The following is a 13,745-nucleotide window of genomic DNA, read 5'->3' on the forward strand; positions in this document are numbered from 1 at the left end:
AAAGGGGATGAAATGTAGTGGAGAATCATGAAATTGAATGGAAAGAGGAACAGCAGCGGGTTGACGGATTGACTAAGCTTTTGTCTGCCCATATCCGGCGATTATCTGAGGAGCTCGGACTCCATCGCAGTGATGTGGTGGATATGCGGAAAGACTTCTGGGAAGAGGTAACGGTAAACTTCAGTAGTCCAGATGATTTAGGGGAAACTTCAACAAGTCTGCGCCAACAATCCCAAATCTTGAATGAACGTGAACGCCATCATTTACAGTCGAGCAAGGCTCTAAAAAAATATAAAAAGCTACTCGTCTCTCCTTACTTTGGGCGTATTGACTTTACAGAAGCACCAAATGGAGAAACGGAAAAGATTTATCTGGGGATTGGATCCTTGATGGAGGATGATGGCACCTTCTTGATCTATGACTGGCGGGCGCCTATATCGAGCTTATATTATGACGGAGCTCCTGGCCCAACAGCTTATGAGACACCTGGTGGACTTGTTTCCGGTACAATGAATCTTAAACGTCAGTTTGTGATTTCTGATGGTGTTATTGAAGTTATGTTTGATACTGGGGTAACGATCGGCGACGAGCTTTTGCAGCAAGTGCTTAGCCATAGTGCCGATGATCGAATGAAGAGTATTGTAGCTACCATCCAGAAAGAGCAAAATGCGATTATCCGCAACGACAAAAGCCGAATGCTGGTCGTTCAGGGTGCCGCAGGAAGCGGGAAAACCTCTGCAGCATTGCAGCGCGTAGCTTATCTTTTGTATAAATACCGTGAAGTTCTGCAAGCAGACCAGATGTTGTTGTTCTCGCCGAACCCGCTGTTTAATAGCTATGTTTCAACTGTGCTCCCAGAGCTAGGTGAAGAAAATATGCAACAAACCACTTTTCAGATGTATCTTGAGCATCGTTTAGGACATGAATTCCAGCTGGAAGATGTCTTTAGTCAGACGGAAAACCTATTGAATGCCCCTGATGGCCCTGAAGTGGGTATACGCAGAGAAGGCATCGCTTATAAATCATCCGTACCTTTTCTCGATGTGATTCGTCGGTATGCTACGATGCTGGAACATGAGGGCATGCTGTTCAAGCCTTTAATGTTTCAAGGTAGAGCGGTAGTCAGTAAAGAAGAAATGGAACGTCATTTCTATGCCTATGATCCCGCCATTAAGCTTGCGAACCGTGTAGACTTAATGACACGCTGGTTACTGAAGAAGATCGCTGATTTTAGCCATGAGGAAAGAAATGCTTCATGGGTTGAAGATCAAATTGAGCTATTGGACTCCAGTGATTACCATCGTGCATATCAGATGTTGCGACGTAAGAAGAAAGCCACGCAGGATAGTTTTGATGATTTTGATACTGAAAAAGAAGTGTTATCCCGGTATGTAGTCAGCCAACGCTTAAAACCACTGCGCGGATGGACTAAACGAGGTCGTTTTGTGGATGTTAAGGGGTTGTACAGTACGCTGTTTACGGATCGGGAGCTTATGGAACGCCTAAATGGTGTTAATTCTCTGCCGGAAATCTGGGATGAGATCTGTGAACAAACACTAAAATCTATCGCAGTGAACGAGCTTGCCTACGAAGATGCTACACCATTCCTTTATTTGAAGGAGTTAAGCCAAGGCTTCCGTACCAATACGCTGATTCGTCATGTGATTGTGGATGAAGTACAAGACTACTCACCTTTCCAATTAGAGTTCATGCGCCGTTTATTTCCAAGGGCAAAAATGACCGTATTGGGTGATTTGAATCAGGCGATCTATGCACAAGGTGAGGTGCTCGGTGATTTGTCTAGTTTGGTAAGCATTTATGGGGAAGAGAATACAGAAGTGATCTCGTTAACCCGAAGCTATCGCTCCACTTTTGAAATTGTAGAATTTACGCGTTCAATGATTCCTGGAGGGGAAAGAATTGTGCCGTTTAATCGACGAGGAGAAGAACCTCAGCTAAGTGTGGTGTCTAGCGAGGATGAGCTTCTGAATGCAGTTGAAATGGATATCCGGAATTTGCAATCCAAGGGGTATCATTATGTGGCTGTCATCTGTAAAACAGCAGAAGAAAGCGCAAGAGTTCATGATGAACTACATAGTAGGCTACCAGTAAGGCTCGTTACGAAAGAAACGCCGAATTTCCAGAAGGGAACATTGGTGTTACCAGCTTACTTAGCTAAAGGTGTGGAGTTTGATGCTGTCATCATTTACGATGGTTCAGCTGAACGATACGGCAGAGAAAGTGAGCGTAAACTGTTTTATACAGCTTGCACTCGAGCGATGCACTTGCTGCATATTTTTAGCCTAGGAGAACCAAACCGGTTTCTTCCATCTGTAAAAGCGAAGACCATGATTACAAATTCGCTGTAAAGCCCCATCTTCTGATCATAAGATCGTCCTTTCGCATTGGCGGGGGGACGGTCTTTTTATATGTATGAATAAAGGGGGATGAACAAACCACAATATAGAGAGTCGTCGCAAACAAAGACAAAGGTGGTCAGTTCATGAAGGAAAGAAAATGGGATCTGCTTGCACTGGCATCCATTCCACTAATTATGACCCTCGGTAACTCCATGCTGCTCCCTATTTTGCCGCAGATTTCTAAAGAACTAGGCATTAGCTCTTTTCAGGTGAGTATGCTGATTACTGTTTATGGATTGATGGCTATCGTGATGATTCCTATTGCAGGGTACCTGTCTGACGCTTATGGACGAAAAAAGGTGATTCTTCCGAGTCTGATCATTGCTGCTATTGGTGGAGTCGTCTGCGTGGTGGCGGCTTGGTTTATGAAGGGCGTTACCGCCTATTGGGTCATTCTGGCCGGACGTTTGTTACAAGGGATAGGTGCGGCTGGTGCTTTTCCTATTGTGCTGCCCTTCGTTGGTGATTTATTCAAGGAAGAAGAGGATGTAAGCAAAAGTCTGGGAATTATTGAAACCTCAAATACCTTTGGTAAAGTACTCAGTCCGATTCTTGGTGCTTATCTTGGAATATGGCTCTGGTTTGCACCTTTTATCGCTATTCCTGTTCTATGTCTAATTTCATTTGCTTTAGTTCTTTTTCTGGTTCGAAAGCCGGAAGCGAAGGAACAACCTGAGAAACAGGGTATAAGAGAATTTTTATCCGGAATTGTGAGAATTTTGCGAGAAAAGGGACGATGGTTGTATGCTATTTTTGCCATAGGCGGTATCTGTATGTTTGTAACCTTTGGCGTTCAATTCTATTTATCGGAAATGCTGGAATCTAAATTTAAAATGCATGGGGCAATGAAGGGATTTGTGCTGGCAATACCATTAGCCTTGTTATGTCTGTCTTCATATGGAACTGGAAAGATCATTGGTCAGAACAAAACGCTAATGAAATGGCTGGGCTTTGGAGGTATGGTGTTACTTACTGCAGCAATGATCTTTGCGGGGTTCAATAAAGGTATTTATTTCTTAGTCGGGTTTATGGGCTTAGGTTGTGTTGGAATCGGGATTGTGCTTCCTTGTATGGATGCTTTGATCACGGAGGGAATTGAGAAAGAAAATAGCGGCACGATAACCGCTCTCTATAGCAGTATGAGGTTTATAGGGGTAGCCGCAGGACCGCCAGTGGTATCGCTGCTGTTAAGCAGTGGTCATTGGATATTATTCGCTTTGATGGCTACAGTCGGCGCAATTGGTGGATTGCTGACCTTATTTGCAGTAACGCCAAGCAAGGGGAGCAAGGGAGAATCTGACGTGAAAGAAACGGAGCAGGTAGATGCTCGACTCTTGTCAAAGCGTGTTCGTCAGACTTCTGCAAGGACTTTAGATGGAAAAAAGAGCTATCCTTAAGCTACGTTGCCGTAGCTTGCGGAATAGCCCTTTAATAAAAGAATGAAAGACAATCTTATGCTTGTGGTACGGATTCCCAATCCTTCAGGAAGCGTTCGATACCGTTATCTGTCAGCGGATGCTTCCAGAGGGTAGGCAGGAGCGAACCTGGTATGGTAGCAATGTGAGCACCAGCAAGAGCGGCTTGCTCAACATGCGCAATGTTACGGATGGATGCTGCAATAATTTCGGAAGTCATACCGTAGTTAGTTAGGATGGTCTTCAGATCCTTGATCAGCTTCATTCCGTCAACACCGATATCATCCAGACGTCCTACGAAAGGAGAAATATAAGTTGCGCCTGCTTTTGCAGCCATTAAGCCTTGAGCCGCTGAGAAGACAAGCGTTACGTTAGTTTTGATACCTTTTTTTGTAAGCTCATAACAAGCTTCCAAGCCATCTTCAGTCATAGGGAGTTTAATGACAACGTTTGGAGCCCACTCAGCAATTTCGTATGCTTCTTTAAGCATTTCTTCTGCTGTAAGTCCGATTACTTCTGCACTTACTGGACCTGGAACGATTGCTACGATTTCTTTGATAACATCTTTAAACAATCTTCCTTCTTTAGCGATGAGCGACGGGTTAGTCGTTACGCCATCCACTAATCCGAGGCGAGTAATACGTTTGATCTCTTCAATATTTCCGGTGTCCAAGAAAAACTTCATTTTAAGTTTCCTCCCTTGATTTCCATATGGATTGACAAACAATATTCATATTTTCATTATGAGACATGTCAAACGAAGTTTCAACTGTTATTTTGAATATTTCAAAATAACTTTATAGATTGAATATCGCTTACACTTGTTATAGTGTTGATAATATAGGATTGGTCTATGCAGTTATCCATGATAATATATAATCGGTATTGTTATTATGGAGTATTGGGTGGGACGTGATGAAATGTACTCGATATTAGTTATTTTGCTTGTGCTCGTGTTGTCAGTTGCCGGATTCTTGGCTTACCAGAACAGCAAATTGGTATCTAATCAGAAAAAATTAGGAACTTTATCACGCAATCCTTCACTAATGTATTCTATCTTTGACCAATCTTGTGCTGCTAGTGTGGAAGATCCAGACGTAATTCCTTTAGTTCAATACACAGTTTTTGTGGAGTCCAGCGGGCAGGCAGTTGTGAATAAGCCTTTAGCAATCATTAATCTATGTAGAGTAAGTGCGGGTAGAGGAAATCTAGTTCTCGCTGATGTCGAACGCAGTGTGCTGGAGCACATTAAATTGGCAGCCCCCTCAGATGCTTTCATTGAGCATAAAGCTTACTTACATAGGGCTGCTAACCACGCTGAAAAAGAGATGATCCTAAACTTAGAGGATGTAGTGAAATTACAATATACATAAGACAGAATGAAGAATATTGATTTTTTTGGCTGCAAGAAGGATAATACGAATTTGGATACAAGAAAAGAGGGAAATAGAGTGTCGCCCGTAACAGAAGTGAATTTTGAAGTAGTTGATCCAGAGAACGCTGATTTAAGAGAACTTATTACGTTTCTGGATGAGGAACTGAAGATGCGTTATCCGCATGAGACGATCTATGTTGTTGATTTCGAGGATCCCAAAGTAAAAGAAATGACTTTCGTAGTAGCCTACTTAAACGGAAAACCAGTGGGCTGTGGTGGGCTTCGTCCACTGGATTATATCGGAATAGAGATCGCAACGATGGAGTTGAAGCGCTTTTATGTAGATTCTAGTTATCGTAAAATGGGCATAGCTACAAATATGCTGTTATTCCTTGAAGAACAAGCTTTAGCGGCGGGGTTTAAGGAGATCCGATTGGAGACCGGAATTAAGCAGCCAGAAGCGATTGCGCTTTACGTCAAGCATGGCTACCAACCGATTGATTTATTTGGACCCTACATAGGTGATCCGGATAGTCTCTGTTACGGCAAAATACTATAAAACTTTATAATGGATAACATGGGGGTATTAAAATGAGTATCAACGTTAAACAACTAGCAGCTGAAAAAGCAGTGGAATATGTAGAAGATGGAATGAAGGTAGGTCTGGGTACGGGATCAACTGCCTACTGGGCAATCCGCAAGCTCGGTGAACGCGTCAGTGAAGGCTTGAAAATTACCGCAGTAGCTACTTCACGCGCTTCCGAAGAGCAAGCACGAGAGCTGGGAATTCCACTGGTAGCTTTTGGTGATATTGATAGTCTGGACTTAACCATTGACGGAGCGGACGAGCTAGACAGCAGTCTGCAACTAATTAAAGGCGGCGGCGGCGCTTTGCTTCGTGAGAAGATTGTAGCTAGTAATAGTACCCGAATGATTGTGATTGCCGATGAAGGTAAAGTTGTAAACACGCTAGGCAAATTTCCGTTGCCGGTGGAAATCGTTCCTTTCGCCTGGGAATGGACTGTGGCAGAGCTTGCCAAACTGGGTTGCCAACCTGAATTGCGTCGCAGCGGAGAAGAGTTGTATAAGACGGATAATGGCAATTACATTGCGGACTGCAGATTTGAAGCGATAGAAGCTGCACCGAAGCTAGCACTGACCATCCAAAACATCCCGGGTGTTGTAGATCACGGCCTATTTATTGGAATTGCAGCGATGGCGATCGTAGGTAAACTTGATGGAAGTATCGAAATTATTGAAGCTCAACCTAAGAATTGATTAACCGCAGACATAAAGAAACTTACCGTTCATGGCCGCTAAAAGGATTGACACGGGTAGTGCTAACTCTGTATAGTGCTACTGTTATCTATTGGATGTTTATCGGATTTGGACGTGAGGTACATACCGGAGGTCCTCTTCAGTATAATCTGGTTCCATTTCGCACGGTGTCACTTTATTTCAACTTGGATAACGGTTTATCACTTATCAATCGGCTAGTAAATCTGCTAGGAAATGTTGTAGTTTTTATTCCATTTGGTTTTCTTTCGCCATTAGTAAAGATACGTCCTGTTTCTTGCCTTAGAATCTCGCTATATGCTGTCCCTTGTATTCTGCTTTTGGAGTGTTTGCAAATGCTGCTGCATGTGGGAAGCTTCGATATTGATGATTTACTATTAAACATGCTAGGTGTGTGGACAGGCTACGGATTGTTTCGAGTGATTAGCTGTAAAAGGAACAAAGAAGGAGAAATGTGAAGAATGTTGATTGATCTTAAACCCCTCATTGGTACATCTGAGGTGAATGAGCTGCTGACCTATGCGGTCATAGATGATCCGAATGCTCTAAAGCAGACTTCGTCTGAGTATAGCGAACAAGCCGGGCTAAAGTTATATGGCTGGGAAGAGGAAGAATTACTGCTTGGTCTTGTAGGCTTTGAAGAAACAGAAGATGGTTCCTTGGATATTCGGCATATTGCTGTATTGCCAGAGAACAGAGGAAAAGGTTATGCACGAGGGATGATTCTGGAGCTGCTTACTACGCGTCAGCCGCGTTATCTGGTAGCTGAAATAGAGGATGAGATTGCTGCAGATTTCTACCGTAGTCTTGGGTTCATGGTGTACAGCCTCGGCGAAAATGCAGCAGGCATTGAAACGCTGAGATGTGTTTATGAAGTAGAAGAGATCGAGGATGAGGAATAAACAATTTTTAGAAGACATACAATGGCAGGTCGAGATGAAATCTCGGCCTGTTTTTTTGTTGGGTCACCTTAAATTGTTCCTTAGAATTGTAAAGTTGACTTTTGAAATAAATGGGATTATAGTTTGACAATGAAACTGTTCTACAGTTGAACTATATTTGGAGGTAGGAAGCTTTGGAAGATGAAGTTCAGCATTGGATTAACCGTTATATGGATGCTTATATGATGGTGACTAGACAAGTAGCCGCAAGAATTAAAGATAGCATTGCTGCAGATACAACGAATGATCAGTATCAAATTCTGCGTCTGATTAATGCTCAGGAACAATGTACATCTACATATCTAGCAGAAACTTTTTGCGTGGGTAAAAGCTCCATTACAGCAATAATCAACAGACTGGTGCAAGCGGGCATTATTGAGCGCACTCGTGACGAGAATGATCGTCGTCAGGTGTATTTATCGGTGTCAGAGCATGGTAAAAGAGTATTTGAAGCAGCTGAGTCGCAAGTACATGAAGTAGTGGCCCCGTATTTGTTTCATTTTGAAAAGAAGGATATTGAGACATTCATCATGATGTTTGAGAAACTGGCAAGTCTAATTCAGAATGATAATGGAGGGAAGAGCCAATGAAGACGATTCTAAAAACAAGATGGGCGGTTATCGCAATCTGGCTCGCTGTAGCGGTGGTGCTAGTGATGACGGCCCCGTCTTTCTCTGATCTTGTCCGTGAGAAGGGGCAGGTTACGGTTCCAGAGGGATACCCTTCATCTAGAGCAGCAGAAATCATGAAGGAAGCATCAAGTGACAAGGGAGGCGAATCACTCCATCAAGTAGCCCTTGTGTTCAATAACCCGAAGGGAATCGGAGCGGAAGAAACAGCAAGTATTCAACAAGGCGTTGAGAAGCTGGCTGCGAATAAGGAAGCTCTGCAGTTAGATTCCATCACCGATCCTTTTTCACAAAGTGAGCTTAAAGATACACTGATTGCCAAAGATGGCAAGACTATTATGGTGGCGTTGACCGTAAAAGGTGAAGGAGAGGCTGTTACTGCTCTGCCAGATAAAGTGGATGAGATGCTCTCAGGTGTTAAAGCAGATCATTATTTGACCAGTGAAGGTCTGATTACAGAGGATATGATTGCTAGCTCAGAAGCAGGGCTAAAGAAGTCGGAGTATATTACAGTTGTCTTTATCCTACTTATTCTATTCGTCGTGTTTCGTTCGTTCGTAGCGCCTTTTGTACCGCTGCTGACCGTGGGTATCAGCTATATTGTATCCCAATCTGTCGTGGCTTTTTTGGTGGATCGTTATGATTTTCCTTTATCAACGTTTACTCAAATCTTTATGGTTGCGGTCATGTTCGGGATCGGTACGGATTATTGTATTCTGCTGATCAGTCGCTTTAAAGAAGAATTGATGACCGCAGAAGATACTAAAAGTGCAATCATTGCAACTTATCGAAAAGCTGGAGGAACGGTGTTCTATTCGGGCTTAGCGGTGTTTGTAGGTTTTGTAGCGATTGGGTTATCGAAATTTATTCTTTATCGTTCAGCAGTAGCTGTTGCAGTTGGTATTGCAGTTATGCTATTGGCACTTGTGACGATTGTTCCATTCTTTATGGCTGTTCTAGGCAAAAAGCTATTCTGGCCCTCCCGTGGCAAGCTGGAGCATAGTGAGAGCCGTATTTGGGGATGGGCAGGTTCTTTTTCTTTAAAAAGACCGTGGGCCGCACTTCTAATCGTTGCAGTAATCGTATCCCCATTCCTAGTTACCTATAGCGGTAAGCTGTCCTTTAACAGCTTGGAGGAAATTGGCTCGGAATATGCTTCCGTAAAAGGCTTTAATATTATTTCGGAGAGCTTCGGACCAGGTGAATCGATGCCTGGCAAGATCGTTATCAAGAATGATGATCGTATGGACAATTCAGAATATCTGGGACTTGCGGAGAAAATTAGCCGCGAGCTGGAAAAAGTGGATAGCGTAAAATCCGTTCGCAGCATGTCACGTCCTACAGGTGAGCTGATTAGCGATTTCTTGATTCCGAATCAGGTCGGTACACTTTCTGATGGACTGGACCAGAGTAACGAAGGTCTGACCAAGATTCAGACCGGCTTGTCTGAAGCTAGTAAACAGCTTAGCGATAATGCTCCTAAACTTACAGAAGCTGTTGCAGGGAGTGCTAAGCTGACAGAGGGCACAGCGGATCTCAAAGACGGAATTGTTGCTTTAGGCGCTGGGCTCACCCAGATTGAGAGCGGGATTAAGAGTGGCTCAGCGGGTGCAGGAGAGATCAAATCCGGTCTTCAGCAGGCAGCAACAAGTGCTAAACAGTTAGCAGATGCAAATGCGAAGTTACTTGAGGGCTATAAAAAAATCGGTGGAGGCTTAACCCAGCTGGATGAAGGACTCGGGCAGCTTCCGAAGCAGCTACAAGGTGTTGCAGAGGCATTAAAAGGACTGGACGGTTCCTTCGCTGGCCTAGAGAGCAGTTATCCGGAAATTGTTCAGGATGTAAATTATTTGACGATCAAAGGTACAGTAGCACAAAGTGGTACGGGTGCAGCGCAACTAGCAGCCGGTCTTGGTCAGGTTTCAGAACAGCTTAAAGGTGCAGCTACTGGCTTAAATGAAGCGAATGCCGGTTATGCCAAAGCTGCGGCTGGGCAAACCGCGCTCGCGCAAGGTTTAGCTAAGCTTGTAGCTGGAATCGGTCAACTGCAATCTGGACTCGACCAGGCGGCAGCAGGTCAAGGACAGATCGTAGAAAAGATTCCGTCTATCACAAGTGGTCTTGATCAATTGCAAGGCGGACAGAAGCAGCTTGCAGATGGTTTTGGTGAATTGACAGGTCAGATTGGAGCCTTAACCACTGGACTAAGCGATAGTGCTGATGGATTGAAGCAAATTACAAGCGGTCTGGGCTCGGCACAAGAATACTTGAATCAGATTCAAGCGGCTAAGGATGAAGAGCTGAGCGGATTCTTCGTACCGGCTGAGGCACTTAAAGCTGAAGGTATAAAGCAGGTATTTGACACGTACTTATCTGATGACCGTAAGGTGATGACATTGGACGTGGTATTCACTGAGAATCCTTACAGCTCAGAGGCTATAGATAGTGTGGGTGATATTCAAGCAGCAGTAGATCGTGCAGTTAAAGGTACGAAGCTTGAAAATGCTGAAACAGCTATTAGCGGGGTTACAAGCAGTCAAAGCGATTTGCGGAATATTTCCAATGAAGATTATACGCGTACAGTAATCTTGATGCTGAGCGGTATTTTCATCATATTAGTGTTGCTGCTCCGTTCAATCGTAATGCCGATTTACCTTATTATTTCACTTTTGATCACTTACTTTTCAGCGTTGGGCGTTACAGAGGCTATTTTCGTTAATCTTCTGCACTATGAAGGGATTACCTGGACGACGCCATTCTTTAGTTTTGTTATGCTGATTGCACTAGGTGTGGATTATAGCATTTTCTTAATGGCCCGGTTTAACGAAAATAAAACATGGGACGTAAAAGAAGCGATTCTACACGCTATGCGCAATATGGGTACAGTTATCCTTTCAGCTGTAGTTATTCTGGGTGGTACCTTCGCTTCGATGTATCCTTCTGGGGTATTGTCGATGATGCAGATTGCTACAGTGGTGCTCGTAGGATTGGCCTTGTATGCTTTAATCTTCCTGCCGTTCTTTGTCCCTGTAATGGTACGGATCTTCGGCCGAGGAAATTGGTGGCCATTTTCGGTTAAACAGAGCGGAGAAGTTAACAAGCAGGATTTAAATATGTAAATGGGACTATACCCCATTTATGAATCAGAAGTCATAACAAGTTGTTTTTTTGCAGCCAGCCACCGATATATTTATCGGTGGCTGGCTTTTTATTTGAGTAGAATGAATCGTTTCGATGGGGCATTATTAGCGGGGAGAACTACTAATCCGTTCAATTGTCATGGGTCTTTTATCCATTGACGTCTGGTTCTTTAGGTTATTGTTATTATGTTTTTAGAAAATTATAATAACACTGGATTCGTTTTCAAAGTCTCCAAATTACAACTAGAAAGCGAGATGATGAATGATAAAAGTAAGCATGAAGAACAGCAGTATCGCAAAGAAGGTTGCTCCATTTGTTATTACAGCGGGAGTTATTGCCGGAGTAGGACTTATCGATACCGATAAAGCGTTAGGACACGGTTATGTATCCGAACCAGCAAGTCGTGCGAAGCTTGGTGCAGCGAATAATGTGGGTTCTGTTCAATATGAGCCACAGAGTCTAGAGGCACCAAAGGGTTTCCCATTGGCGGGTCCTGCGGACGGGAAGATTGCATCTGCGGGTGGCATGTTCGGAGGAATTCTGGATCAACAATCAAGTGATCGCTGGATTAAGCACGATATGGTTGGCGGAGTCAATGACATCACTTGGTATCATACAGCACAACATAGAACAACAAAATGGCATTACTATATTACGAAAAAAGGTTGGAATCCTAATACGCCAATTAAACGTTCCGATTTAGAGCTTATTGGAACTTTTGAGAATGGCGGTAAACAGCCTGAGCGTTCTGTGACGCACAAAGTAAATGTCCCAACTGACCGCAGTGGATACCATGTTATTTTGGCGGTGTGGGATATTGATGATACAGCGAATGCCTTCTACCAAGTCATTGATGTGAATCTAAAGAACGATGAATCAGGACCTGGGGTACAACCAGACACGGAGAAGCCGTCAACAGTAACAGGGTTACACACGATGAGTGTAGAATCGAGCAGTGTAGATCTTATGTGGAATGCTGCAACAGATAACGTAGGCGTAGATCATTACAAGATTTATCGCGGGGATAGCGTCGGTATAGCGAAACAAATCGGAACATCCTCAACAACGAGCTTTAAAGACATTACTGTAGAAGCAGGTAAAATTTATACATATTATATTGTTGCGGTGGATCGTGCAGGAAACACGTCAGGCGCAAGTAATATTATTGTTGTTAGCACACCAAACCCGGAAGTGGTTATACCTCCAGTGGAAACACCAGATACTGTGAAGCCTTCGATGGTTGAGGGGCTGCATACCATGGCAGTGAAGCACAATAGTGTTAATCTGATGTGGAACGCCGCCCAAGATAATGTAGGTGTTAATCATTATGTTGTGTATCGAGAGGGTGTTGAATTGACTCAAACTAAGGGAACTTCCTTTACGGATTTAACGGTGCAAGCATCCACTACGTACAATTATCATGTGAGAGCTGTAGACGCTGCTGGTAATATTTCAGACAAGAGCTCTTTGTATACAGTCACAACCCTTGTGAAACCCGTATTACCAGATGTAGCAGCTTGGAATGCAACCGGGTTGTACATTGTAGGAACAAAAGTTGAATACAAAGGTAACGTTTATGAAGCTCGAGTGACATTTAGAAGTTTCGGTGATACCAACTGGAATCCGGAGTCGGCACTATCGCTTTGGAAATTAGTGACGAACTAATAACATCGTTTCCCCCCAATTTATTATAAAAAAACGGAGATCATTTCTGATAATCAGAAGTGATCTCCGTTTTTTGGGTTAAGGAGTCGTCAAGTTTATTTCATCTTGGCGAAAAAGCTGCGCAACGCCCAACCGCGCTCCTGCCGTTTTTTATATTTAGGCAGTGAACGATAAACAGCGGTGGATTCTTCGAAAGCTCGCTTCGCATCCTCTGATCTGCCAAGCGCTTTATACATCGAGCCAGCCAGATAATACGCCTCAGAAGAAGAAGACTGGATTTCTTGATACTGAGTAACGTAATGCAATGCTTTATCATGATTCGTATGGCGGAAAGTTTCCGCTAACCAAAGATATGGCTGTCCATATCGAGCCTTACGGTTGATCTCCAGACCACGAAGCATTTGTGCTTCGCCTTCCTCCAAAGCGCCTAGCTTAAGATTCACATGTCCGAGTTCTACCCAATATTCAGCAGATTGTTCATAACGGTCCTCGATTTGCAGTAGGAGATCCTTCGCTTCCCTGTATTTTTTACGTTCTGTCAAACTCCGCGCTAAATCAAATTTGGATGAAACATCATTAGGATTTAAAGAAATGGTTGTACGTAACTTGGAAATTTGACGCATTCTTTTGAAGGGCTTTGTAATGCTGGGGAAGATGCCCACATATCGCCGATCCAAGAAATACAAGATAAGAAGCAGGATGAATATAGCCAGAAAAGGGTTGCCCACTAATCTGAAGAGCAGTAAAACACCTATAAATTTAAGCATAACTTCCCTCCATAATCATTTGGTTCCGGTATTGCGATTGAAAAGAGTAGATCTAAGAGCGTAATTATAACATAATTCGAAGCAATCTGAATCCCG

12 protein-coding genes are annotated in these 13,745 nt (G+C 43.4%); 10 read left to right on the forward strand and 2 right to left on the reverse strand.

The window, feature by feature from the left end; translation table 11 throughout:
- The first annotated feature begins 17 nt into the window (after positions 1–17).
- Positions 18–2,369, forward strand: coding sequence for an RNA polymerase recycling motor HelD (helD, locus tag NST34_RS12790; protein WP_341127930.1), 2,352 nt, complete (start codon positions 18–20; stop codon positions 2,367–2,369).
- A 134-nt stretch (positions 2,370–2,503) separates the two neighbouring features.
- Positions 2,504–3,817, forward strand: coding sequence for an MFS transporter (locus tag NST34_RS12795; protein ID WP_341127931.1), 1,314 nt, complete (start codon positions 2,504–2,506; stop codon positions 3,815–3,817).
- Positions 3,818–3,872: 55 nt separating this feature from the next.
- Here NST34_RS12795 and fsa read toward each other — a convergent pair whose 3' ends face one another.
- A complete protein-coding gene (gene fsa, locus NST34_RS12800; protein ID WP_042126959.1) occupies positions 3,873–4,520 on the reverse strand; it encodes a fructose-6-phosphate aldolase in 648 nt (215 codons plus the stop codon).
- A 235-nt stretch (positions 4,521–4,755) separates the two neighbouring features.
- Between fsa and NST34_RS12805 the strand changes: the two genes are divergently transcribed.
- The 8 genes from NST34_RS12805 (at position 4,756) to NST34_RS12840 (ending at position 12,882) form a co-directional block, all read left to right on the forward strand.
- Positions 4,756–5,208, forward strand: coding sequence for a hypothetical protein (locus NST34_RS12805; RefSeq protein WP_143759423.1), 453 nt, complete (start codon positions 4,756–4,758; stop codon positions 5,206–5,208).
- 6 nt (positions 5,209–5,214) lie between these two features.
- Positions 5,215–5,769, forward strand: a complete 555-nt coding sequence (locus NST34_RS12810) for a GNAT family N-acetyltransferase (protein ID WP_081382861.1) — start codon at positions 5,215–5,217, stop codon at positions 5,767–5,769.
- Positions 5,770–5,807: 38 nt separating this feature from the next.
- Positions 5,808–6,488, forward strand: coding sequence for a ribose-5-phosphate isomerase RpiA (rpiA, locus tag NST34_RS12815; protein WP_143812389.1), 681 nt, complete (start codon positions 5,808–5,810; stop codon positions 6,486–6,488).
- Positions 6,485–6,964, forward strand: coding sequence for a VanZ family protein (locus NST34_RS12820; RefSeq protein ID WP_076299437.1), 480 nt, complete (start codon positions 6,485–6,487; stop codon positions 6,962–6,964). Before rpiA ends, NST34_RS12820 begins: the two co-directional genes overlap by 4 nt.
- A gap of 3 nt (positions 6,965–6,967) precedes the next feature.
- Positions 6,968–7,408, forward strand: a complete 441-nt coding sequence (locus tag NST34_RS12825) for a GNAT family N-acetyltransferase (protein ID WP_341127932.1) — start codon at positions 6,968–6,970, stop codon at positions 7,406–7,408.
- A 173-nt stretch (positions 7,409–7,581) separates the two neighbouring features.
- Positions 7,582–8,037 carry a MarR family winged helix-turn-helix transcriptional regulator gene (locus NST34_RS12830; protein WP_341127933.1) on the forward strand — a complete coding sequence of 152 codons (456 nt, stop codon included), beginning with the start codon at positions 7,582–7,584 and terminating at the stop codon, positions 8,035–8,037.
- A complete protein-coding gene (locus tag NST34_RS12835) occupies positions 8,034–11,195 on the forward strand; it encodes an MMPL family transporter (protein ID WP_341060565.1) in 3,162 nt (1,053 codons plus the stop codon). The genes NST34_RS12830 and NST34_RS12835 overlap by 4 nt, the downstream gene beginning before the upstream one ends.
- A 298-nt stretch (positions 11,196–11,493) precedes the next feature.
- Positions 11,494–12,882: a lytic polysaccharide monooxygenase gene (locus NST34_RS12840; RefSeq protein ID WP_341127934.1), complete on the forward strand. Its 1,389-nt coding sequence runs from the start codon at positions 11,494–11,496 to the stop codon at positions 12,880–12,882.
- Positions 12,883–12,977: 95 nt separating this feature from the next.
- On the opposite strand, the gene NST34_RS12845 is transcribed toward NST34_RS12840, so the two are convergent.
- Complete coding sequence (locus tag NST34_RS12845) at positions 12,978–13,649, reverse strand: tetratricopeptide repeat protein (protein WP_042187471.1); 672 nt, start codon at positions 13,647–13,649, stop codon at positions 12,978–12,980.
- Between the last annotated feature and the right edge of the window lie 96 nt (positions 13,650–13,745).

It is taken from the genome of Paenibacillus sp. FSL H7-0714, from assembly GCF_038003765.1.
Classification (GTDB): Bacteria; Bacillota; Bacilli; order Paenibacillales; family Paenibacillaceae; genus Paenibacillus_AQ.